The 23,441-nt window shown below is 62.0% G+C and carries 20 protein-coding genes, 1 tRNA gene and 1 pseudogene; 7 read left to right on the top strand and 15 right to left on the bottom strand.

From position 1 onward, the window contains the following. Nucleotides 1-14 precede the first annotated feature (14 nt). Nucleotides 15-500: a nickel insertion protein gene (gene larC / locus ACTQ48_RS04705; protein WP_441570263.1), complete on the bottom strand. Its 486-nt coding sequence runs from the start codon at nucleotides 498-500 to the stop codon at nucleotides 15-17. 338 nt (nucleotides 501-838) lie between these two features. On the opposite strand from larC, the gene ACTQ48_RS04700 reads away from it, so the two are divergent. Then, on the top strand, nucleotides 839-1,750 hold the full coding sequence (locus tag ACTQ48_RS04700) for a PHP domain-containing protein (RefSeq protein WP_441570262.1): 912 nt from the start codon (nucleotides 839-841) through the stop codon (nucleotides 1,748-1,750). Nucleotides 1,751-1,860: 110 nt separating this feature from the next. On the opposite strand, the gene hisE is transcribed toward ACTQ48_RS04700, so the two are convergent. From hisE to ACTQ48_RS04645, 11 genes are all read right to left on the bottom strand, one after another. Further along, nucleotides 1,861-2,178, bottom strand: a complete 318-nt coding sequence (gene hisE / locus ACTQ48_RS04695; protein ID WP_006235893.1) for a phosphoribosyl-ATP diphosphatase — start codon at nucleotides 2,176-2,178, stop codon at nucleotides 1,861-1,863. A gap of 46 nt (nucleotides 2,179-2,224) precedes the next feature. After that, nucleotides 2,225-2,554 (bottom strand): phosphoribosyl-AMP cyclohydrolase, encoded by a 330-nt coding sequence (gene hisI / locus ACTQ48_RS04690; protein WP_154515095.1) that lies wholly within the window; start codon nucleotides 2,552-2,554, stop codon nucleotides 2,225-2,227. Between the two features lie 142 nt (nucleotides 2,555-2,696). Beyond that, complete coding sequence (gene hisF / locus ACTQ48_RS04685; protein ID WP_441564713.1) at nucleotides 2,697-3,479, bottom strand: imidazole glycerol phosphate synthase subunit HisF; 783 nt, start codon at nucleotides 3,477-3,479, stop codon at nucleotides 2,697-2,699. 3 nt (nucleotides 3,480-3,482) lie between these two features. After that, nucleotides 3,483-4,226, bottom strand: a complete 744-nt coding sequence (locus tag ACTQ48_RS04680) for a HisA/HisF-related TIM barrel protein (protein ID WP_427718862.1) — start codon at nucleotides 4,224-4,226, stop codon at nucleotides 3,483-3,485. Next, on the bottom strand, nucleotides 4,223-4,924 hold the full coding sequence (locus ACTQ48_RS04675; protein ID WP_427728478.1) for an imidazole glycerol phosphate synthase subunit HisH: 702 nt from the start codon (nucleotides 4,922-4,924) through the stop codon (nucleotides 4,223-4,225). The genes ACTQ48_RS04680 and ACTQ48_RS04675 overlap by 4 nt, the downstream gene beginning before the upstream one ends. 137 nt (nucleotides 4,925-5,061) lie before the next feature. Next, nucleotides 5,062-5,649, bottom strand: coding sequence for an imidazoleglycerol-phosphate dehydratase HisB (gene hisB / locus ACTQ48_RS04670; RefSeq protein WP_441570261.1), 588 nt, complete (start codon nucleotides 5,647-5,649; stop codon nucleotides 5,062-5,064). Further along, nucleotides 5,650-6,765: a histidinol-phosphate transaminase gene (gene hisC / locus ACTQ48_RS04665; protein ID WP_441570260.1), complete on the bottom strand. Its 1,116-nt coding sequence runs from the start codon at nucleotides 6,763-6,765 to the stop codon at nucleotides 5,650-5,652. It lies immediately after the preceding gene. A 1-nt stretch (nucleotide 6,766) separates the two neighbouring features. Next, on the bottom strand, nucleotides 6,767-8,203 hold the full coding sequence (gene hisD, locus ACTQ48_RS04660) for a histidinol dehydrogenase (protein ID WP_441040916.1): 1,437 nt from the start codon (nucleotides 8,201-8,203) through the stop codon (nucleotides 6,767-6,769). Nucleotides 8,204-8,308: 105 nt separating this feature from the next. After that, nucleotides 8,309-10,024 carry an ATP phosphoribosyltransferase gene (hisG, locus tag ACTQ48_RS04655; protein WP_441570259.1) on the bottom strand — a complete coding sequence of 572 codons (1,716 nt, stop codon included), beginning with the start codon at nucleotides 10,022-10,024 and terminating at the stop codon, nucleotides 8,309-8,311. A gap of 490 nt (nucleotides 10,025-10,514) precedes the next feature. Continuing rightward, nucleotides 10,515-13,043, bottom strand: coding sequence for a phosphoketolase family protein (locus ACTQ48_RS04650; RefSeq protein ID WP_441570258.1), 2,529 nt, complete (start codon nucleotides 13,041-13,043; stop codon nucleotides 10,515-10,517). Nucleotides 13,044-13,247: 204 nt separating this feature from the next. Beyond that, entirely contained in the window at nucleotides 13,248-14,276 is a 1,029-nt protein-coding gene (locus tag ACTQ48_RS04645) for a LacI family DNA-binding transcriptional regulator (protein WP_441570257.1), read from the bottom strand. Nucleotides 14,277-14,459: 183 nt separating this feature from the next. Between ACTQ48_RS04645 and murB the strand changes: the two genes are divergently transcribed. Further along, on the top strand, nucleotides 14,460-15,422 hold the full coding sequence (gene murB / locus ACTQ48_RS04640) for a UDP-N-acetylmuramate dehydrogenase (protein ID WP_441069075.1): 963 nt from the start codon (nucleotides 14,460-14,462) through the stop codon (nucleotides 15,420-15,422). A 217-nt stretch (nucleotides 15,423-15,639) separates the two neighbouring features. On the opposite strand, the gene ACTQ48_RS04635 is transcribed toward murB, so the two are convergent. Beyond that, complete coding sequence (locus ACTQ48_RS04635) at nucleotides 15,640-16,845, bottom strand: PcsB-like coiled-coil domain-containing protein (protein WP_441570256.1); 1,206 nt, start codon at nucleotides 16,843-16,845, stop codon at nucleotides 15,640-15,642. A 266-nt stretch (nucleotides 16,846-17,111) separates the two neighbouring features. On the opposite strand from ACTQ48_RS04635, the gene galE reads away from it, so the two are divergent. Further along, nucleotides 17,112-18,173, top strand: coding sequence for a UDP-glucose 4-epimerase GalE (gene galE, locus ACTQ48_RS04630; protein WP_154515134.1), 1,062 nt, complete (start codon nucleotides 17,112-17,114; stop codon nucleotides 18,171-18,173). A 114-nt stretch (nucleotides 18,174-18,287) separates the two neighbouring features. Here galE and ACTQ48_RS04625 read toward each other — a convergent pair. Continuing rightward, nucleotides 18,288-19,136: pseudogene (locus ACTQ48_RS04625) on the bottom strand (ABC transporter substrate-binding protein). Between the two features lie 274 nt (nucleotides 19,137-19,410). Next, the gene (locus ACTQ48_RS04620) at nucleotides 19,411-20,130 is read right to left on the bottom strand and encodes a GntR family transcriptional regulator (RefSeq protein ID WP_441055353.1); all 720 of its coding nucleotides are present in this window, start codon (nucleotides 20,128-20,130) and stop codon (nucleotides 19,411-19,413) included. Between the two features lie 224 nt (nucleotides 20,131-20,354). Here ACTQ48_RS04620 and ACTQ48_RS04615 point away from each other — a divergent pair, with 224 nt between their 5' ends. The 4 genes from ACTQ48_RS04615 to ACTQ48_RS04600 all read left to right on the top strand — a co-directional run bounded on the left by ACTQ48_RS04615 (nucleotide 20,355) and on the right by ACTQ48_RS04600 (nucleotide 23,112). Further along, nucleotides 20,355-20,813: an HAD family hydrolase gene (locus ACTQ48_RS04615; protein ID WP_441015915.1), complete on the top strand. Its 459-nt coding sequence runs from the start codon at nucleotides 20,355-20,357 to the stop codon at nucleotides 20,811-20,813. Nucleotides 20,814-20,941: 128 nt separating this feature from the next. After that, nucleotides 20,942-21,955, top strand: coding sequence for a polyprenyl synthetase family protein (locus ACTQ48_RS04610; protein WP_441570255.1), 1,014 nt, complete (start codon nucleotides 20,942-20,944; stop codon nucleotides 21,953-21,955). Between the two features lie 138 nt (nucleotides 21,956-22,093). Beyond that, complete coding sequence (locus ACTQ48_RS04605) at nucleotides 22,094-22,999, top strand: peptidoglycan-binding domain-containing protein (RefSeq protein ID WP_195838517.1); 906 nt, start codon at nucleotides 22,094-22,096, stop codon at nucleotides 22,997-22,999. Nucleotides 23,000-23,037: 38 nt separating this feature from the next. Next, nucleotides 23,038-23,112 (top strand) — tRNA-Gln (locus ACTQ48_RS04600). The last annotated feature ends 329 nt before the right edge of the window (nucleotides 23,113-23,441 follow it).

Here is a 23,441-nt window from a genome sequence, read left to right as displayed (position 1 = left end):
CGCCACCAGCCGCGTTATTCAAATCGCAGTGCCGCGCTCTGGGCCGCCTGCATCACGCGTTGGAGCGGCACATTGTGCTCACGGGCAAGGCGGGCGCAGTCTTCGTACTCGGGCGCCGCACGCTCACTGCCGTCGGGCAGGGTGGCCACCTTGACGGACACCTCGCCCCACGGCGTCGTTACGCGCTCAAAGTGGCGTGCCAGGCAAACGCGCTCCATAACCTGGCGGCGGATGCCATTGGTCGTGGTTTCCAAAAAGATGATCGTCTGCAGGCGCTCGATATCCTCGTGGGTGCAGATTACCTGCAACTGCCAGCCAGGGCGGCCTTTCTTGCAATAGAGGGGCAGCCAGTGCACCTCGCGCGCGCCGGCCTCGCGCAGGCGGTCGGCGGCGTAGGCGAGCACCTCGGGCGACGCGTCGTCGATGTCGCACTCCAGCTTGACGATGGTTTCGGGCGCATCGGTCTCGCGGGACAGCGGAGATGTACTTCCACGTTGCATACGGTCCGGCTCCTTTCCGCACGGGCTCGTTTTATTCACCCAAACGCTAGCACATCGCGAGCGGCGCAAGTGTGGCGGCGCGCGATGAGCGCGATTTTCCTTGTCTGCAAGAACCGACACTCCACCGCCTCGGCCAAACATGTACATCAGCCTCCAAACATGTCATTTTTTGTCAGTTTTGGAAGCTGAGGTACATGATTCGAAGCAAGGCCGATGTCGCGAGCCCGCCCTTATGCGCTGCCCGTCCTTTCCAGTCGATTTCGGCCCACGGCGCGCACATCGCACTGGGGGCCGCGCCGTTACAATGAAGCAGATTCGCTTGACGTAAAGGAGCCGCCATGCCTGCTTGCCCGCTGGTCGATTGCCATACTCACACCTCGTTTTCGGACGGACACGCCTCGTTTGAAGACAACGTCCGCGCCGCTGCTGCGGCCGGTTGCCGCACCATGGTCTCGACCGATCACCTTACCCTGCCTGCCAGCATGGATGCCACCTGCGAGGTGCAGGTTGTCGAGGGCGACCTGCCGGCGCATCGTCTGGCTTTTGAGGATGCCCGCAAGCTTGCCGCGCAGATTGCGCCGGAGCTCGAGCTTGTCTATGGCTTTGAGTGCGATTGGTACGAAGGCTGCGAGCCTTTGGTTGAGCGCTGGTCCCGGGGCGCCGTCGTACGCCTGGGCAGCGTGCATTGGATTGGTAACCCGGGCAATATCATGGCAGGCGCCGCGGGCACGACGGGGACAGAGGGCGTCGCACGCCCCGATACGCCCGACTCACGCTGCGGCTGGATCGACGACGACACCAACCTGCACGTTTGGGAAAACTTAGGCGTGCGCGGCGTGTGGGAGCGCTATGTCGATGACTGGTGCCGCGCCTGCGAAAGCTCGCTCAACTTTGATGTGATGGCTCACCCCGACCTGGTCATGCGCTTTTCGAAGGAAGGCTTTGCGCCCGATTTTGACCCCGCACCGTTTTGGCAGCAGATGGCCGAGTGTGCGCACGATACGGGCCGCCGCGTTGAGGTCTCGACCGCCGCACCGCGCAAGGGGCTCGACGACTACTATCCCGCGACCGGCCTTTTGCGCTGCTTTGCCCATGCTGAGGCGCCCATTACCTTTGGCTCGGATGCGCACCGCGCCTGTGATATTTGCTGGAATATCCGCGAGGCCCAAGCCCATGCCTACGACTGCGGCTACCGAACCTTCGACATCCCCCACCCCACCGGCGAATGGGAGTCCACACCCCTCGCCTAGCCATCCCTTCATAAGTTGCGGTGAAATAGTTCCTGTTTATAGCCCTAAGACCGTCAAACAAGAACTATTCCACCGCAACTTCTATGGTCATCGGGGACGTTCTTTAACGACTAGTGGCGGCGGGCGTTGAGCTCGCCGGCCAGCTCGTCGAGGGTAATGCCGTAGCGCTCAAGCGTCACGAGCAGGTGGTAGACCAGGTCGCCGGCCTCGTAGCGAATGTGATCATGGTCGTTATCCTTGCAGGCCATGATCACCTCGCTCGCCTCCTCGGCAAGCTTCTTGAGCAGCTCATCCTCCACATCGGTCAGCAGTCGAGCGGTATAGCTTTCCTGCGGCGACGCATCGCGACGACCGTGAATCACCTCGGCCAGCCCCGTTAGCGTCTCGCCGATATTTCCATCCTGAACATTTGCGGTACGCACACCCATGGTTCAATCCTTTCTGGTCGGCCAAGCGCCTGGTCGAGCGCCCGCCCTACGCGAGTTTCTTAAAGAAGCAGGTACGGTTTCCGGTATGGCAGGCCGGACCCGGCGAGTCGACCTTGACCAGCAGCGTATCGCTATCGCAGTCGGCCCAGAGTTCGCGAACCTCCTGCATGTTGCCGCTCGTCGCGCCCTTGTTCCAGAGCTCCTGGCGACTGCGGCTCCAAAACCACGTGGTGCCGGTCTTGAGCGTCAGCCCCACCGACTCCTCGTTCATCCAGGCAACCATGAGCACCTCGCCGGTGTCATACTGCTGAACCACACAAGGAATCAGCCCGCGGGCGTCGTACGCAAGCTTTGAAGGATCGGTTATCTCTTCCATTTCTCTCCCCAAATTCAAACTTCGCAGGTCGGCGAGGGTTGTCCAGGTGCCCGAGATTCCGAGCGACAAGCCCGACGACGCGTACTTAAGTACGCGAGGAGGGTTGGAGCCGGAAGGTCGGGTGCCTGGGCAAGCCGCAGCGCTAGAAGTCCAACCTGACAGGGATGCCTTGAGAGGCCATATACTCCTTCACCTGGCGAATGCTGAAGGTTCCAAAGTGAAAGACGCTCGCCGCCAGCACGGCGTCGGCCTCGCCCTCGATCACGCCCTCGGCAAAATGCTCGAGCGTGCCCACGCCGCCGCTCGCGATGACGGGGATTGGCACCGCGCGGGCTACGGCGCGGGTGAGCGCCAAATCAAAACCGGCCTTGGTGCCGTCGCGGTCCATGCTGGTGAGCAAGATCTCGCCGGCGCCGCGACGAGCCGCCTCCTCGGCCCACGCCACCGCGTCGATGCCCGTGGCGTTGCGACCGCCCGCCGTGAAGACTTCCCACTTGTCGGCACTGGGTGCGCCGGGCAGGCCGACGCGCTTGGCATCGATCGCCACGACCACGGCCTGGCTGCCAAACGCCGCGGCAGCTTGGCTAATCAGCGACGGATCGCGCACGGCCGCCGAGTTGAGCGACACCTTGTCGGCACCGGCGGCAACCATGGTGCGCATGCCCGCCAGGTCGCGAAAGCCGCCGCCCACGGTATAGGGAATGGCGAGCTCCTCGGCCGCATGCGCCGCCATCTCGATGGTCGTCGCACGGTTGTCGCTCGTGGCGGTAATGTCCAAAAAGACGACCTCGTCCGCACCCTCGCGGTCGTAGGCGCGGGCCAGTTCTACCGGATCGCCCGCATCGCGCAAGCTCACAAAGTTAACTCCCTTGACCACGCGGCCGTCCTTGACGTCCAGACAGGGAATTACGCGCTTGGTAAGCATGGGCTACTCCTCCCCTCGGGCGGCGGCCAACGCCTGGGCCAGCGTAAAGTTGCCCTCGTAGAGCGCACGGCCGGTAATGGCGCCTTCAATCGCGCCCTCACCCACCGCGGCCAGTGCGCGGATGTCGTCGAGCGTCGAGATGCCGCCCGAAGCCACGACGGGAAAGCCCGCGACCTCGGCCACATGGCGATACGCCGCCACATCGATACCCGTCTGCATGCCATCGCGCGCGATGTCGGTATACACCAGATGCTTAAAGCCCAGCTCGGAAAGCTGCGCCACGGCATCGTCGAGCGCCACACCTGCGCCGTCGCGCCAGCCGTTCACCTTGACCTGACCGTCGCGCGCGGCGATGTCTGCCACCAGTAACTCGCCAAAGCCTTGGGCTGCCACTTCGGCAAAACCCGGCTCGGTCACCAGCACGGTGCCCAGCGCGATACGGCATGCGCCGTAGCCTGCCAACTCGTCGATGCGCGCAAGCGAGCGGACGCCGCCGCCCACGTCCACGGACAGACCGTCGACGCCGCAGATGGCCTTAATCGCCGCCGAGTTGGCAGCGCGTGCGCCCTCGTCCTCGCCAAAGGCAGCGGACAGGTCGACGACGTGCACCCAGCTCGCGCCCTGTTCGGCAAACGTGCGGGCAACGGCCACGGGATCGTCGGAATATACCTTGCAGCGGCTGCGGTCACCGCGCTCCAGGCGCACGACCTTGCCGCCGATCAGATCGATTGCGGGAAACAGGATCATCGGCCAACCTCCTCGACGATGCTCACAAAGTTCTTAAGGATGCGCTGACCCAGCGCGGAGGATTTCTCGGGATGGAACTGGCAGCCCCACACGTTGCCATGGCGCACGATGCACGGGAAGCTCCGCGTATAGTGTGTGCACGCCAGCACATCGGCGGCATCGGCGTCGTCAGCCACCGCGTAGCTGTGGGTGAAGTACATGTTGGCACCCTCGGCAAAACCGGCAAGCAGCGGATCGGCCGCACCGGCGGGCGTCATGTGCACCTGGTCCCAGCCCACGTGCGGCACCTTCAGGCGGCTCGACTCCAAGCGCGTGCACGAACCGCGCATAATGCCCAGGCCATCGACCCAGGGACCGCCAGCCTGCTCGGGGGCGCTGCCGTCGGCGACCGCGCCCTCGTCCGCAGGCACGCCCTCGTTGCCGCGCTCAAAAAACAGCTGAAGGCCCAGGCAGATGCCGAGCAGCGGAGTTCCGGCGGCAACGGCGTCGAGCACCGCGTCCGCCTCGCCGCTCTGGCGCATAAAGGCGATCGCGTCATAGAACGCACCCACGCCCGGGATGACCAGGCCGTCGGCGCGGCGGATCTGCTCCGGATCGTCCGACGTGCAGGCGGCGGCACCGGCGCGCACAAGCCCGCGCACGACGCTCGACAAGTTGCCCTTGTGGTAGTCGACCACCACGATCTTCGGTTCGCCCACGCGACCCTCCTTTTTCCCATTCAAAACCTGCCAAAAAGGGACAGGTTTATTTTGGTCGGTTAAACGTTCACCCACCGTATGAGACAGCATTTCCGCAGATAAAACCTGCCAAAATAAACCTGTCCCTATTTGGTAGGTTACAGCGAGCCCTTGGTGCTGGGGATGCCCTGCACGCGGGGATCGAGCTCGCAGGCGTGGCGCATCGTGCGGCCCACGGCCTTAAAGGCGGCCTCGATAATGTGATGCGAGTTGCCGCCTGCGAGCTCGCGCACGTGCAGCGTGAGCTTGGCATCGCGCGCAAAGGCATAGAAGAACTCGACGGCCAGCTCGGTATCGAAGCTGCCCACACGTTCGGTCGGCACGGGCAGCTCGCAGTAGGCCTGGCCGCGACCCGAAATGTCCACGGCGGCCATCACGAGCGTCTCGTCCATGGCAATCGCCGCGTCTGCAAAGCGCGCAATACCCGCCTTGTCGCCCAGCGCTTGGCAAAACGCCTCACCCAGCACAATGCCCGTGTCCTCGACGGTATGGTGCGCGTCGACCTCCACGTCGCCTACTGCATGCACCGTCAAATCAAACAGGCCATGGCGGCCAAAGGCGTTGAGCATGTGATCGAAAAACGGTACGCCGGTCGAGATGTCGCACACGCCGCATCCGTCCAGGTCGAGTTTGACAACAATGTCGGTCTCCCCCGTCTTGCGGGTCACCTCGGCATAACGGCTCATCTACATCTCCTCCTTCACCAGCGCGGCAAACGCAGCCAGCACCTCATCGTTTTCCTGCGGGGTGCCCACGGTAATGCGCAGACAGTCCGCAAGCCCCGGCGCGTAGCTAAAGTCGCGCACCAAAATCGAATACTCGTCGCGCAGGCGCTCACGCACGCGCGTAGCATGCGGCGTGCGCACGAGCACAAAGTTCGCCGCACTCGGCCATGCCTCCACGGGCAGACCCCCGGCAGCCATTGCGCGCAGGGCACACAGTTCGCGCTCGCGCTCGGATGCGACCTGCGCCACCACGGGAGCATACGCATCGCGGGCACGCACGCAGGCAAGCGCCGCCGCCTGGCTCAGCACGTTGACCGAATAGATCTGGCGAATCGCCGCAAACACGTCGATGACCTCGGGCGCCGCAATCACATAGCCCAGACGCGTGCCGGCGGCGCCAAACGCCTTGGACAGCGTATGCAGGATCACCAGGTTGGGATGCTCGGCGATAAGTCCCTGCGCTGTGGTGGCCGCGCCAAACGAATCATCGGCAAACTCCACGTAGGCCTCGTCGACCATCACCACGCCGGGGCACGCATCGCACAGGGCCGCGACAAAGTCGAGCGGTGCCACGTCACCCGTGGGGTTATTGGGCGAGGTCACTATGGCCAGGTTGCACTCGGGCGCCGCCGCGAGCACGGCAGCCTGGTCGAGCTCAAAGGTCGCGGGGTCTCGCCACACGTCGCGCACCTCGGTCTGACAGAGCGACGCAAAGAACGCATACTCGCTAAAACACGGCGGGCAGTTGAGCAGGGCCCGCCCCGTGCCGCCAAACGCCAGCAGGTAGTTATAGAGCAGCTCGTCGCCGCCGTTGCCCACGCAGACATTCTCGCGCGCCACGCCATGCCAAGCGGCAAGCTCGTCGCGCAGGTCACAGGACATGGGATCGGGGTAGCGGTTGAGCGGCGTGGCAGCCAGGGCGGCGTCGACCGCCTCGCGCACGCCATCCGGCACGGGATAGGTGTTCTCGTTGGCCGAAAGGTTGATGCGCGTGGGCGTAAAGTTGGGATCGTAGGGCTCAATGCCAGCCAAGTAGGGCTGGACGAGCTCCTTCATGCGAGACGTCAGCTCGGCCATATTAGGCCTCCTCGCCGGTCGCTCCAGCGCCATCCGCGCTTGCAGCCGCTAGGTCCACACCCTCGGCGACCGTCGCCACGGCGTCGCCCGGCCAGGCGACCTTGGTCAGGTCGGCCGCGGCCAGAGACTCAGCACTCACGGCACCCTCGCCCTGCTCCAGCACACGGCGACGCAGTGCGGCCGAAAGCGCGTGTGCCCACAGGCCCTCGGCCTCGGCCAGGCGCTGCGTCGCGGGAGCGTCCGAGAGCAGGCCCTCGGGCGTATAGCAAATGACACTCGAGCGCTTGACGAATTCTTCGACCGAAAGCGGGTTGGAGAACATGGCCGTGCCGCCGGTCGGCAGCGTGTGGTTGGGGCCGGCAACATAATCGCCAAGCGGCTCGGAGCTCCAAGCGCCCACAAAGATGGCGCCGGCGTTGCGAATGCCGCCGAGCAGGCCCATCGCATCCTTGCAGTGCAGCTCCAGGTGCTCGGGCGCCACGGTGTTCACCGCCTCGACGGCAGCAGCCATATCGGCGGCCACCACGATGGTGCCCTCGTTGTCGAGCGAGGCGCGCGTGATCTCGGCACGCGGGGACTGTGCCACCAAAATGTCGATACCCGCCTCGACCTCGCGCGCAAACTGCTCGTCGCAGGTCACCAGATAGCAGGCTGCTAGCGGATCGTGCTCGGCCTGGGCCATCAGGTCGGCCGCGACCACCATGGGTTTGGCCGTGGCATCTGCCAGCACGCAGACCTCGGAGGGACCGGCGACCATGTCGATGCCCACGTCGCCCGAGACAATCTGCTTGGCCGCGGCAACAAAGGCGTTGCCCGGACCGGTGATTTTGTCGACGCGCGGAATGGTCTCGGTACCGTATGCCAGCGCGGCCACGGCCTGAGCGCCGCCCACCATATAGATCTCGTCCACGCCGCCGAGCTTTGCCGCCGCGAGCGTGTAGGGACTGATCAGGCCGTCCTTTTGCGGCGGGGTCACCATGACCACGCGCTCGACGCCGGCCACCTTGGCGGGAATGGCATTCATGAGCACCGTGGAGGGATACTGCGCGCGACCGCCCGGCACGTAGATGCCGGCCGCCGCAAGCGGGGTCACCTTAACGCCGAGCATGGTGCCATCTGCACGCGTGGTAAACCAGCTCTGCTCGACCTCGCGCTGGTGGAACTCGCGAATCTGGCGCGCAGCCTTCTCGAGCGCCGCGACAAAGGCCGGGTCGAGGCCCTCGAGCGCGGCATCGATCTGCTCTTGCGGCAGACGGAAGCTCTGCAGCTCAACACCGTCAAAACGCTGACAGTAGTCGCGCACCGCGGCATCGCCGTTGGCGCGCACGTTGGCCACGATATCGCGGGCGGCGTCGACGATGTCTTGCGGCAGCACGCCCTTGCGGTTGAGCTGGTTGGTAACGAGACGCTCACCGGGAGCAAGCTTGATAGTCTTCATATCGGTATCCCCTATCGGTCGAGGTTGTGTTCGAAAAACGAGAGGCCGGGCGGCGGCGCCCATCGGCCCGCAGCCCAGACGTTGGGGCGCCCGTGCGTGCTCGCGCTATTGTGCCGAGCCCGCAACGGGCTCAAAATGCTTGTCCTTAACGGCCGCCGCCAAGCGATCTGCCAGATTGCGTACGCGCGGATCCAAGCGAGCGGCACCCGGGTTGACAAAAAAGCGCGCCGTGCAGTCCATAATGCGGCCGGTGATGACCAAATCGTTGTCGCGCAGCGTGGCACCCGTGGCGGTAATATCCACGATACGGTCGGTCATGCCGACGATGGGGCCCAGCTCGATGTTACCGTGCAGCGAGACGATATCGGCGTTCACACCGCGCTCGGCATACCAGGCACTCGCGATGCGCGGATACTTGGTTGCCACGCGAAGCGACCCGCGGCGGGCATAGTTGCGCTCGGCCTGACCGGCGCGCCACGCGGGCTCTGCCTCGATAAAGGTGCACAGGCCATAGCCCAAGTCGACCAGCTGCAGCAGGTTGAGGTCGGCCTCGATGAGCGAATCCCAGCCGCAGATGCCGCAATCGGCGCCACCGCAGCCCACAAAGGCGGGCGCATCGCTGGGACGCACGATAACAAACTCGATATCGCCGACCGTGCCCTCACCGGCACGCGTGTCGCGACCGCGCACAATCAGGTGACGGCCGGGGTCACGCAACTCAGAGACGTCCAGGCCCGCGGCCTCGAGCACGTCGAGCGTGTCTGCCTTAAGCGAGCCCTTGGGCACGGCAATGCGCAGCGGACCCTCGGCGCCGCGACCCACGGCATGGTCACCATCGGAAGCAGCGTCCTCGGCCGAGGTACGCGCGGCCTCCAAACGCTCGAGCGAAAAGGCGAAGCCCGCCGCCGGCACCTCGATGCCGTCGCCAAATGCACCGGTAAAGATGGAGTCGTAGCGTCCGCCCGAACCGACCGGATCGGGCAAGCCGCCGGCATAGGCCTTAAAGACCAGGCCCGTGTAGTAATCGAAAGAGTTCATGATGGAGAAATCGAACGACAGCACCTGGGCGTCCTCGGGAGCCAAACCCTCGACCAGGGCACGCAGCTCGCGCGTCGGCGGCGCGGCGATACCGGCGGCCTCCAGCAGCGCGTCCACACGGTCGAGCACCTCGGCACCACCGTGCAGGCGCGGCAGCTCGCTAATGGCGGCCTTGACGGCATCAGACTCGGTGCTGGCAGCCACGCGGGCATCGAGGCCCACAAAGTCGTTGGCATGCACGCAGCGCAGGGCCTCGGCTGCCAGCTCGCGATCCTCGCACGCCGCGAGCAGCTCCTTAAAAGGACGCACGCTACCTGCGATAATACGAGCATCGGGAAGCGCCAGCTTACGCACGGCCTCGGCCACCAGCGAAACAATCTCTACATCGCCCGCGGTATCGCCCGCACCGATAAGCTCAAAGCCCAGTTGCGTAAACTGACGCGAGCCACCGGCATTGCGCTGGCACTCGCGAACCACCGGCGCCTCGTAGCGAAGGCGCAGGGGTAGATCGGCCGCACGCATGCGGGTCGAAACCAGGCGCACGATCGGCAGCGTGTTGTCGGGACGGACCACCAGCAGGCGGCCGTCGTCATCAAAGAGCTTAAACGGCGTGTCCGCAATGCGGCCGCCCTCCTCGAGCGAACCCTTGTCCTCGAGCAGCGGCGTCTCGACCGGAAGGTAATGATGCTCCCTTAAGCAGCCCTTCACCGTATACGCGATCTCCTCGCGTGCCTGAGCCTCCTCGGGCAATATGTCCCGGAATCCCCACGGTGTGGCCGTCATCTGGTGAGCCTCCTCATACTGCGTTTCATATAGAACGAAAGACCGGCATAGCTCCGCCGATCTTCTGGGTACTTTAGCATACTAGAGTGCTTGCGGGGAGAACCGTCGCCCTCGGCTCACAGCGTATTCATTTGGAAACATAGGGGTGGATTGCCCGCGGTCCCGCTCGCCCAGCGGAAAAGTTCACGGACGAGGACGAGGGCGGGGCCGGGGTGCTTGGTTTTGGAAGTGGGCTCCGCGAACTTCTCAAAACAAAGCATGCCTCCCCGGCCCCGGCAATGTAATTTTGGCTAACCATAGTTAGATGCACGGCTTCTAAGGCAGCATAAGCAAGGTCCCCATTACATAAAAAAGAATCAGCCCCCGCATATCGAAACGGTCGAGAGGGCCGCCTCCGGGCGGGTGCCTTCCTCTGAGAAGTTCGCGAAGCCCACTTCCCGGAGCAAGGCACCCGCCCGGAGGCGGCCCCAGCGCGAGACCGTCCCGGATGCTATTCGTTGTCGCCGGCAGTTAGCTGCGTTGCGGAGAGTACGCCGTCGGCAGCGGTTGCGGCTGCGGCGTCGGGCCAGACCCAATCGGTAAAGGCCGGGTGATCGAAGCCCTCGTCGCACGCGAACTCAAAGGCCTCGGTGCGGAAGGCCTCCCACTCATCAATCTGCTCGGCAAACTTATCGGCGTCAACCATGCGCAGCACGTCGGCGGCCAGGGCCCAGCGGTCCATGTTGTTCAGGCGCAGCATGTCAAACGGCGTGGTCGTGGAGCCCTTCTCCTCGTAGCCGTGGACGCGGAAGGCATCGTGGCCGGGGCGGTTCCAGATCAGGCGGCGAATCGTGCCGGCATAAGCGTGGAATGCGAAGAGCACGGGCTTCTCGCCGCGGCCAAACAGCTCAGCCCAGCGCTCATCGCTGATGGCTTGGTCGTTCTCGCAGACATTCTGGATCTTGAGCAGATCGACTACGTTGACAAACCAGACCTTGATGCCCAGCCCGCGCAGCATATCGGTTGCGGCCAGTGCCTCGAGCGTCGGCACATCACCGCAAGTAGCGACCACGACGTCGGCCTCGGCGAGCGAGTCGGCAGTCGATGCCCACTCCCAGGTCGCTACGCCCTCGGCGAGCTCAGACTTGGCCTCGTCGACCGTCTGGAAGGTGGGGGCGGGCTGCTTGCCACAGAAGATGGCATTGACGCAGTCGGTGGACTGGTAGACGCGCTCGGCCACAGCAAGGGCCATATTGGCATCGGCCGGATAATAAGCATTCACGACATGCGTGTCGTTGGCCTTGTTGAGCAGCAGGTCGATAAAGCCGGGGTCCTGGTGCGAAAAGCCGTTGTGGTCCTGGCGCCAGACATGGCTCGACAGCAAAATGTTGAGGCCGCTGATAGGAGCGCGCCACGGAATCTCGCGCTTGGTTGCTTCGAGCCATTTGCAGTGCTGGTTGACCATGGAATCGACCACGTGGACAAAGCTCTCGTAGGAGCTCCACACACCGGAGCGGCCGGTGAGCACGTAGGCCTCGAGGAAGCCCTCGCACTGGTGCTCGGACAGCTGCTCGACAACCTTACCGGAACCGGCCAGCAGCTCGTCGTTGGCGTCGTCCTCGTAGAAACCGGCATCCCACTGCTTCTTGGTCACCTTATAGGCAGCCTGCAGGCGGTTGGACGCGGTCTCGTCGGGACCGAAGATGCGGAAATCATCCATGTTCTTGGCCAAAACATCGGCAGTGTACTCACCAAAGACGCGGGCGGCCTCGGTGGAGCCCCAGCCGTGGCCCTTACTTGCGACGGGGATCTCGTGAGCGTGAATATCGGGAAGCTCGAGCTCGCGACGTACCTTGCCGCCGTTCGCGTTGGGATTGGCGCCGATACGCAGCTCGCCGGTCGGCATAAAGGCCGTCACCTCGGGGCGCACCTGGCCCTCGGGCGTAAAGAGCTCCTCGGGCTTGTAGGAGCGCAGCCACTCGCGCAGCACGCGGAAATGCTCGTGGGTGTCCTTGGCACTCGCCAGCGGCACCTGATGGGCGCGCCAGGAGTCCTCGGTCTTCTTGCCATCAATCTGCTTGGGGCAGGTCCAACCCTTGGGCGTACGGAACACGATCATGGGATAGGCCGGACGGACCACGGTCTCGCCCGCAGTGGCCTGAGCCATAGCGGTGGCCTTGATGTCGCAGATCTCATCGAAGACCTGCTCGAACAGGGCGGCGAAACGCGCATGAATGCTCGCATGGCTCTCGTCGTCAAAGCCGGCGACAAAGAAATGCGGCTTATAGCCCATGCCCTCAAAGAACTTGGTGAGCTCCTCGTCGGACACGCGGGCAAGAATGGTGGGGTTTGCGATCTTGTAGCCGTTGAGGTGCAGGATCGGCAGGACGATACCATCGGTTGCCGGGTTCACGAGCTTGTTAGACTGCCAAGAGGTCGCGAGCGGACCGGTCTCGGACTCGCCGTCGCCCACCACAGCCACGGCCAGCAGGCTCGGGTTATCCATGACGGCACCGTAGGCGTGGCTGAGCGTGTAGCCGAGCTCGCCGCCCTCGTGGATGGAGCCAGGCGTCTCAGGCGCAAAATGGCTCGGAATACCGCCGGGGTAGGAAAACTGGCGGAAGAACTTCTGCAGGCCGGCCTCGTCATTGGTAATGTCGGGGCGAATCTCGCGGTAGGTACCATCGAGCAACGACTGGGCGGTGCCAGCGGGACCACCGTGACCCGGGCCCATCAAGAAGATCGCGTTCTGGTTGTGATCGGCGATGAGGCGGTTGACATGACCGAACAGGAAGTTGATGCCGGGCGTGGTGCCCCAGTGACCGACCAGGCGGTGCTTAACGTCCGGGCGACCAAAGTCGCGCACCTCGCCGGTTTTCTCATCGACAAAGTCGGGGCGCATGAGCGGGTTAGAGCGAAGGTAGATCTGACCGACGGACAGATAATTCGATGCACGCCAATACAGGTCGACGCCCTCGAGCTCGGAAGCCGGCACCTCGTGGCCCAGCTTTTTCCACGGCGTCCCCAGTGTTTTATCCATTGTTTATGTCCCTCCGCTGTGCGGTCGCCCTCCAATACGGCAACCATTCGTTGGGACTAGTATATTTGCTAAAACGTTTTATCATGGTGGAAAAACGTTTTATCACCCTTATCAATCACATCGATCAACAAAACGCGACATTCACCTGCGGCATTGTCTGCCACAGGTGCTCCACATTCGGTCTCTGCAAATTGATAAACGTGTTTAGTTATGTTTAGTAAGCTCGAGCACGCTGCCCTTAACGATAAGCGCCGGCTCCAGGACGACCTCTTCGGCACGCCTACCGCCCCTACCGGCAAGACGCTTGGACATGCAGCCAAAAGCATGTTCCGCGAGGACACCAGGATCCTGCTCAATGGCGGTCAGCGCCGGCTCAAAGAGAACGTCGGCCGCCGAGTTGTCATAGCTCACCACCGAAATATCGCCCGGGATGCTCCTCCCCATCTCGTGCAAACGCTTGAGCAAACCGAGGGCAATGTTGTCCGAGCTTGCGAATACGGCAGTGGCGTCGGTTGCGAGCACCGCCTCCGAGGCCTCGTAGGCGCTCGGAATGTAGTACTCGCTCTCAAACTCCAAACGCGCGTCGATAGGCAGGCCAACCTCGCGCAGCGCGCGCTCATAGCCGGCAAGTCGCTTGCGACCCGTATTGGAACGACGCGCATTAACCAAGCAGGCAATGCGACGGTGGCCCTGCTCGATCAGATAGCGGGTAGCCATATAGCCACCCATCTCGTGGTCGAACATCACCTTGTCGCACTCGAGCCCCTCAATGGCGCGGTCGACCATCACGGCAGGGATGGGTAGATGGCTGACCTCTTCGCGCAGGGCACGGTCGTCCGAGAACTCGTCGCCTACCACCAGGAAGACACCATCGACGCCGCGCGTCACCAGCTGGCGCAGCAGTTCCAGGTCGTCGTCGGCGCTTCCGCCCGAGCTGGTAATAAAGAGCGCATAGCCGTCCTCGCGGCAGCGCTTTTCCAAGCTACCGGCAAGTGAGGCAAAAAATCGGCTCTCGATGTTGGGGACGATAAGGCCCAGGGTGCGTGACTCGCGCATGACCAGGCTGCGCGCAATCTGGTTGGGAACATAGTGGTTGCGCGCCGCGACCTCCTTGATGAGCTTGCGGTTTTCTTCCGAGATGCGACAAGGCCGATTGTTGAGAACAAGCGAGACCGACGAGGGGGAAAGCCCCACCTCCTGGGCGATCTGCTTGAGGGTGACTTTGTTGGCCATCTCGCTCCTTCCGGGTTTACGCGCAATCTCTTGAAAGTATAGCGACTGCCCCTCTACCTCGATGATAAACACTTTACCAATCCGGTAGACGGCTGTTTTATCGCCGCCAGCGCACCAAATACGTCCAGGTGGGGTATATTGCAGTCGATTGATGACAACGACCACAAAAAGGCGGATATTCGGATGCACGAGAACGACTTTTTTAACGAGGACCTGCTGTGCGCGCTCGCTGGCGTTGCCGGCGAGGACAACGTGTTGATGAGCGAGCCCATGCGCGAGCACACCACGTTTAAGATTGGCGGCCCGGCCGACGTCTTTGTCACGCCCGACACCGAGCAGAGCCTCGTCGCCACGCTTGATACCTGCTATCGCTGCGATCTGCCACTCACCATCGTGGGCAACGGCTCCGACCTACTCGTCGGCGACAAGGGCATACGCGGCGTCGTCGTAGCGCTAGGCGAGGGCCTCTCCGACATTACCGTCGACGGCACGCACGTTACGGCAGCAGCCGGTGCGCTGCTTTCGGATGTTGCGGCCGCGGCAGCCGAGGCCGGTCTCACCGGCATGGAGCCCATCTCGGGCATCCCCGGATCGGTCGGCGGCGCCTGCTACATGAACGCCGGCGCCTACGGTGCCTGCATGGCCGACGTGCTGGAGTCTGTACGCGTCTACAAGCCCGCCCGCATGCTCGACGACGGCACCCGCGGTAGCGGCAGCATCATCGAGTTCGATGTCGACGAGCTCAATCTGGGCTATCGCAAGAGCCGCATCGCCGACGACGGCTTCATCGTGCTTTCGGCCACCTTCAATCTCGCCCCGGGCAACGCCGCGATGATCAAGGCCGACATGGACGACTACCGCCAACGCCGCGAGGACAAGCAGCCGCTCGACATGCCGAGCGCCGGCTCCACTTTCAAGCGCCCCGAGGGCCACTTTGCCGGTAAGCTCATCATGGACGCCGGCCTGCGCGGCCATGCCGTCGGCGGCGCCCAGGTGAGCGAAAAACACTGCGGCTTCATCGTCAACGCCGACCACGCCACCGCCGCCGACGTCGACGAACTCATCCGCCACATCCAAGCAACCGTCAAAGACCAATTCGGCGTAGACCTAGAACCCGAAGTCCACCGAGTAGGCGAATTTTTATAAAAAGAAGGCCCCAAAAGGGGCCTTCACCATATTTATTCAGATAACCCAGTCCGGTGTGTCGTGCTCAGGACCCGTGAGGGCCGGGACAGTCCGAGAGGCATAAGGTTGATCGCGAGTTCCGCACGAGCCGGAGAGCACTTAATGTGCTCTCCGCGCGAGCAGGACTGCCCGAGCAGGCAACCTTATGCCTCGCCCGCAGTCCCGGACCAAGCCGCAGCTACGACAGCGCGATACCGCCGAGCCAGCCCCAGCGCACACCAGAGCCAGTGCCGTAAAAGCTAATGAACGAGTCAAGCGACCTCGACGTGATGGCGCCCTCGTTACTCATAACGATGCCGCCGCCAACATAGATGCCCACGTGTCCGTACAGCAGACCCGGCATACCGGTGCCACTGTGCGACGAGTCGGCCACGATCATGCCCACCTGCAGCGCCGAACGATCGGAGCTGTAGCACCAGGCGTTAAACATGTCGCACGCGTTGCCGCCAAAGTAGCCCACGCCGGCGTTGCGGAAGACGTTGGTGACCCAGGCGGCGCACCAGTTTAGGCCAGGCGAAGGCGTGGAGTAGCATGCGTTGACGACAGCCTGCTGCTTGCCCGAGCCGGCATTCTGTTGCGGATTTCCGGGCGCATACGATCCGCCACCCGAGTTTGAACCACCCGAGTAGGAATTGTTCTTGTTTGCGGCAGCCGCAGCGGCGGCAGCCTTCTTGGCAGCCTCCTCAGCCTGGGCGGCAGCGAGAATCTCGGAATCGCGCTGGGCCATGAGCTCCTTGACATCGTCGGAGAGGCCGTTCAGAACCGTCTGGACCTCTTGCTGCTTGGCCTGCATGTCCTGCATCTGGGCAGTCTGCTGGTCCTTGAGCCTCTCCAAGTCGGCTTTTTGCGACTCGAGCTCGGACTTCTGCGTATCGAGCTCTTTCTGGATGGTCTGGATATCCTCGATGGCGTCGCGGTCGCTCTTGTTGATCTTCTCAACATAGTGCGCATTGGCGACGAGCTCCTCAAACGAGCCCGAGGCGAGCAGCAGCGACAGGATGTTGGTGCCGCCCGACTTATAGCTGGCGGAAACGCGATCGGAAAGATCGCCGCGCTTCTTTTTGAGCTCGGCCTTCTTTTCGTCAATCTGCGCCTGCGTGCTGTCAATCTGGCCCTGTACGCTCTCGATATCGTTGAGGGTCTGGGCGTTCTTGTTGGCCAGCGCCGCGTATTCATTTGCGATGCTGTCGAGCTGGGCCTGAACCTCGTCAAGCTGAGCCTGGGCCGCATTGAGCTTGTCGGTGGTTTCCTTGGTGGCCTCCGCAGCATGGGCGCGAGCGGGCAGACCAAAAAGAACGGCTGCAGAAGCGGCGCCGAACAAGGCCCTGAGGGCAGTGCGACGCGAAAGCTCCTGGGAAAGGATGGAATCGCTGTTTGGTGACATATCTACTCCGTTACATGTTTATTTATATGTCGCTCAACTCATACATATTAGCGTACATCCGACGCGTCCCAACGATTTCCACGAACGGCAGGAAACCCCATGGTCGGCGGCTCGTATACAAACGTCAAAGTCAAGGTTATGCCCACGCCAAACATTTCCATGAGTACGTTAGCATGTTCGTCTGCTTTTCCTGCCCTGCACGTTTTGGGTGCCCCTGCCTGCGCTATACTCCCTCAGGAAGTGTTCCTGATTCGATAGGAGACTACATGTCCAAAGCACTCGACCCCAAAGACACCTGCGTCCTCGTAACCGGTGGCGCCGGCTTTATCGGCTCGCACACCGTCGTTCAGCTGCTCGAGGGTGGCTACCAGGTCGTCATCGTCGACGACCTCTCCAACTCCAGCGCCGTCGCCGTCGACCGTGTCAAGACCATCGTGGGCGACAAGGCCGCCAAGAACCTCACCTTCTACGAGGCCAACGTGCTCGACCGCGATGCCATGAACAAGATCTTCGATACCCATCAGATCGACCGCGTCATCCACTTCGCCGGCTTTAAGGCCGTCGGCGAGTCGGTGAGCAAGCCCGTCGAATACTATCACAACAACATCGAGAACACCCTGGTGCTCGTCGACGTTATGCGCAACCATGGCTGCAAGTCCATCATCTTCTCGAGCTCCTCGACCGTCTATGGCGATCCGGATAACCCGCCCGTCACCGAGGAAGACCCCAAGAAGCCTGCGACCAACCCCTATGGCTGGACCAAGTGGATGATTGAGCAGATCCTTATGGACGTTCACACCGCCGACCCCGAGTGGAACGTTGTGCTGCTCCGCTACTTCAACCCCATCGGCGCACATCCGTCGGGCCTGATCGGCGAGGACCCCAAGGGCATCCCCAACAACCTGGTGCCTTATGTCGCGCAGGTTGCCGTGGGCAAGCTCGAGGCCGTTCAGGTCTTTGGCAACGACTACCCCACCCCCGACGGCACCGGTGTGCGCGACTACATCCACGTGTGTGACCTGGCATCGGGCCATGTGGCCGCCCTCAACTGGATGAACGGCAAGACCGGCGTCGAGATCTTCAACCTGGGCACCGGCACTGGCACCTCGGTGCTCGAGGTCGTCGCCGCCTTCTCCAAGGCCTGCGGCAAAGAGCTGCCCTACGTGATTCGCGAGCGCCGCGCCGGCGACATCGCCGCCAACTGGTGCGACGCTTCCAAGGCCGAGCGCATGATGGGTTGGAAGGCACAGTACGACATCGCGGACATGTGCCGCGACAGCTGGAACTGGCAGAGCCACAACCCCAACGGCTTCGCCGACGCCGAGTAGCAAAAACCTACATACCGTTCTTGCCCCGATCTCACGATGTGAGACCGGGGCTTTTTCATGGCATGTAACCATTCGCCGAAAATCGACCAACTTATTTATATTTCCTATACATGTTTAAACAACATGTATACAATAGGTGTATCGAATCAGAACATCGGAGGCGGACTGCCCACCCATCGGCAGGCCGACCCCACAACGAGAAGGATAGAAGACGGCCTTGCCAGTTGCGAACTCGTTGGTGGCGTCGTCGCCGGTCTTGGAGGCAAGCTGCGAAGGATCGCAGGTGGAGTCGGTGATGTACAGGTCGAAGATCTGCTTAAAGTTGTCGAGATACTCGCCCTTAATCTCGTCATCCTCCTGGTTGTGCTCCTTCTCGAACTCGTAGTAGAGCGGGAGGTTGGCGAGGTGGGTGGTGTAGCGCCAGCTGGAGGAGTCATCCATGCCGGCGGAAGTGAAGGCACCGTCAACGCCAAGCTCGTCCTTGCGGGCCTGAATGTCATCGGCGCAAGCCTTCAGCTTGTCGAAGGAGTTGATGTCCTCGGCCTTGTAGCCAGCCTTCTCGAGGAGCTGCTTGTTGTAGATGATGCCGTAGCTCTCCTGGACCCAGTCGATACCTAGATCCTTGCCGTCGGACTGCAGAGCCAGGGAGTCGTCGACGAGCTCACCGCGGACCTTGGTATCGGACAGGTCGGCGCAGTAGTCCTTTCAGTTCTTAAGACCGGTGGGCCCGTTGACCTGGAACAGGGTCGGAGCGGAGCTCTTGGACATCTCGGACTTGAGCTTCTCCTCGTAGGTGTTGGAGGCGGCGGTCACGATCTTGACCTCGACGCCCTTCTCCTCCTTGTACGCCTTGGCGATCTCCTTCCACTCCTTGTCGACCTCGGGCTTGAATTGGAGGAAGTAGACCTCGGCAGCGTCACCAGAAGCAGAGGAGCCGGAGCCGGCGGAGCCACCGCAGCCCACGAGACCCAGGCCAAAGACCGTGGCGGCGCCCTTTGCCGCCGCCTTCGGAGATTGGTTCGGGGACTTTGCCCCTTTTTCTGATTTGTGCAATACGCTGTTTGCCTAGTTGTCTGAACAAGTATTAATAGAGCGGTAGAAAAACTTCGGTGAACGGTTCTCGATACATTCGTACTTGACAAATATTGTCTAAACAATTAAAGCGCCCCGTGCGGCCGATATCCCATCGACAGCACGGGGCGCTTCATATCGAAACGCAAGCTTATGCGTCTGTTACCTATCGCTTGGAATTGACGCGGTAATGGAAGATCTCGGGGTGTGTGCGAGCATGCGTCACCTCGAACAAGATGCCATCCGATGTGTACGACTGACTCTCCATGACGGCAACGCAGTTGTATTTGCCGAGGTCAAGATAGCTGCAGTCTTCATCGTTGGCGAGCTCGACACTCACCGTACGGCGACTCGCCATCACTTTGATGCCGCGCTTGTGCTCCAGATAGTCGTAGATAGATTCTGCCGCGATCTCGGGAGTCAGACCCTTGGCGATCGACTCCAAAAAGTAGCCATGGTCCACTTGGCGCGCGCTGCCGTTGAGGCTTCGGACACGCACTACGCGAATCAGCTCCTCGCCCACCTTAAAGCCCAGGCGACGAGAGAGCTGCTCGGTGCAGACCAGATGTTCAAAGGACTTAACGTCCGTCGATGCAACGGCATTGCTGCGCTTTGCAAATTCGCCAAACGACTCGACTTCCTCGAGTGCGCCCAGCATGTCGGTTTCGCCCTTGAGCCAAATAACGCGCACGCCCTTGCCGTGTATGGGCTGCACAAACATCTCGTCGGCCAGCATGCTCAAGGCGCGGCGGACGGTATTGCGCGTGCAGTCGAACTCTGCGGTCAGCTCGGCTTCGGTTGGCAGCATCTCCTGGAACGCATAGGTCCCGTTAATGATGCGCGAACGGATCTCGCGGTAGATTCCTTCGTAAATCGCTTTTGGCATGGCTTCACCTCTAATGAATATGTATGGCTAGGCACGATAGCATTTCTTGGGGTTGTTTAAACCGTCTATCGGCAAAGCACGGATTATTTACCGTCGACGGTTCCCCCGGCACCCAAATCGGACCGAATCAAAACCGTCAATGCGGCAAGCAGCCAGTCCTCTACAATGAGTTCATTGTTTAAACGTTCTTGCTCGCACAGCATGTTGCATCCGGAAGGCATATTATGCTGCAGAAAATCCAACGCTTTGGCGGGGCAATGTTCGCGCCCGCCATGCTGTTTTCCATATCGGGCCTTATGGTCGGCGTCTCCGCCCTCGCAACGTCTGCGGACATCGTCGGCGACCTCGCCGTATACGGAACCCCTTGGTATGTTTTTGGGCTATCATCCAGCGCGGCTCGTGGACGGTCTTTAAACGCCTCCCACTGCTTTTTGCAAATCTCGCCTCGCGAGTGCACCAAACGGGCCGGAATCAAGGCCGTGCTTGACGCCCTGGGGCCAGATCACGGCACTGTGTACGGCATCGGCGACGCAAGCAACGACATCGCCCTCATGGAGGCGGTCGATGTTGGCGTCGCCATGGGCAACGCGCCGGACTTCCTCAAGGAAAAGGCCGACTACGTCACCGACAGTTTCGACCACGACGGCGTCGTCACCGCGCTCGAACACTTTGGACTTATCTAGCCGCGCCTCTTGCCGCATTTGCGACAACATGGCTCAATCGTCTTCAACCGCCGCGCTCAATGCCCTAATGTGGCAATATGTTGTCTGCATAACGCAACGATGCAACCTAAGAAAGAATGCGAGAACCCGTGTCCAGTCCGTTTACCAGCTTTTTAGCCCAGCATTTTGACCAGATTAACGACTATCTGGCCACGTTCTTTGACGGACAGGCGACCTCTGCCGATATCGAGCGCTACCTGTATTGCCCGCTCTCGGCATTTACGGCCAATGCCGGCAAGCGCCACCGCCCGCTCATCTGCATGCTCGCCGCCACCGCGGTAGGCGGCAGCTTTGAGAGCGCCCGAAGCGCGGCGGCGGCCATCGAGCACTTTCAGTCGGGAGCGCTTATCCATGACGACATCGCCGACAACGGCCAGCTGCGCCGCGGCAAGCCCTGTATGCACCTTACCGAGGGTACGGGACTTGCCATCAACTGCGGCGACCTAGCGCTCACCATGGTTACCAAGACGGTTCTCGACGACCCCACGCTCGAGGCAGACGTGAAGCTCCGCGTGCTCCACGAGCTCACCGAGATGATCGTTCGCACCATCGAGGGTCAGGCGCTCGACCTGGGCTGGGTCCGCGATGGGCGCTTTGACATCTCGGTCGACGATTATCTGGACATGGCGACGCACAAGACCGCGTACTACAGCGGAGCCACGCCACTTGCTGCCGGAGCCATTATCGGTGGCGGCAGCGAAGACCAGATTGAGGCGCTGCGTGCCTTTGGCCTGCACACGGGCCTTGCCTTTCAGATCCAAGATGATCTGCTCAACCTTATTGGCACCAAGGAGGCCGCCAACAAGGACTTCCGCACCGATATCACAGAGGGCAAGCGCACGCTCGTCGCCGTGCATGCCCTGTCAGACGAGCGTTATCACGACGAAGTCGAGGCGATCCTTTCCTCGGGCACCGAGGACCCCGTGCAACTCGCACGCGCCGTGGAGATCTTCCAGCAGACCGGCTCTGTCGATTTCGCCCACACTTACGCACTCAACCTGACTGCCAAGGCCAAGGCCGCTATCGAAGGTGTCGAGCTCGACCCGCATGCACGCGAGCTGTTCGACTCCATGGCAGATTTCTTTGTGGAGCGCCTTAACTAGCGGGGGTTATAAAACCTGTCAGCAGCGCATTTGGGTACAACTTGCTACACTGTTGAGTGCATGTTTATGCAACCCTTTGCGTTGTCTATCCGACACACGCTCAAATAGTACGAATGGTACGCCGAAAGGGGTTCGTTCATGGAACCTATCACAACGGGCATGCAGGGAGCAGCCGTCGAGGACGTCCAGTCCCGCCTTCTGCAGCTCGGCTATACAATCGATGACGCCGAGGTCGCCGACAAGCGCTTTGGCACCACCACCGAGCAGGCTGTTGGCACCTTTAGGCTCGACAGCGGCCTTGCCGCTGGCTACGCCGTCGATATCCCCTGTTGGAGCGCCCTGGTAGACGCCTCGTATAAGCTGGGCGACCGCACGCTTTATCTGCGCATGCCCAATTTCCATGGTGCCGACGTTCGGGCCCTGCAGAGGGCACTCAACGTTTTGGGTTTTGCCTGCGGTGAGGACGACGGCTACTTTGGCCCGCACACCGAGGCGGCCTTGCAGCAGTTCCAAGAAAATGTCGGCCTGTTTGCCGACGGCATGGCATTCCAGGATACCTACGCCTATATCAACCGTCTGCATCACGTGTGGGAGGGCAAACCCTCGGTTACCGAGGCCGAGTCGCGCATCGGCTTTGCCCGCGCCGCCAACGTGCTCGAGCGCTTCCAGATTGCCGTCATCGGTGAGGACCCCATCGCACGCAGCGTTGCATCGCGCATGTGGAACATCGCCACGGCGACGACCGACAACAGCGGCATGATGCTTTGCGATTCCGAGGTTCCGACCGACGTGGACCTGGTACTCGAGATCGCAAGCGATGAGCTGCCCGCAGATGCAGCGCCGCGCGCCACGATCGCCCTTGCCGAATGTCACAACCTGGCGCAGCGCATCCGCACTGCCAATATCGCCGCGCAACAAAAGCCTGCACGTATCCGCATTGAGCTCACGGGCATGACGCGCTACAACGGAACCTTCACCGCAAGCGACGCCCAGACACTCGCCGTACGCCTGCTCGATGGCGTTTGCGATGCCCTCGCAGATTAGGTAAACTAGACGAGCTGCTTTTGGGCAGCACCACACATTGGGACGTAGTTCAACGGTAGAACTCCGGTTTTTGGTGCCGGCTGTTGGGGGTTCGAATCCCTCCGTCCCAGCCAAGGTAACTGAGCGCCCCGGGCTTTCATCAGCCCGGGGCGCTTTCTTGTGGGCATGCGGAGGGATTCGAACCCGCAAGGGTGCGGAGCTGAGGAAACGCGAAGCGTTTTCCAGCGCAGCACGCAAGGAGCGGAGCGACGCAGCGGGGCGCGGCCGCCGGCAGGAGGACGCGGAATCCCTCCGTCCCAGCCAAGGTAACTGAGCGCCCCGGGCTTTCATTAGCCCGGGGCGCTTTCTTGTGGGCATGCGGAGGGATTCGAACCCGCAAGGGTGCGGAGCTGAGGAAACGCGAAGCGTTTTCCAGCGCAGCACGCAAGGAGCGGAGCGACGC

The sequence above is a fragment of the Collinsella sp. Sow4_E3 genome, assembly GCF_052116285.1.
Classification (GTDB): Bacteria; Actinomycetota; Coriobacteriia; order Coriobacteriales; family Coriobacteriaceae; genus Collinsella.
The sequence above is the reverse complement of the archived record's forward strand: the minus strand, read 5'-3'. Positions and strand labels throughout refer to the sequence as shown.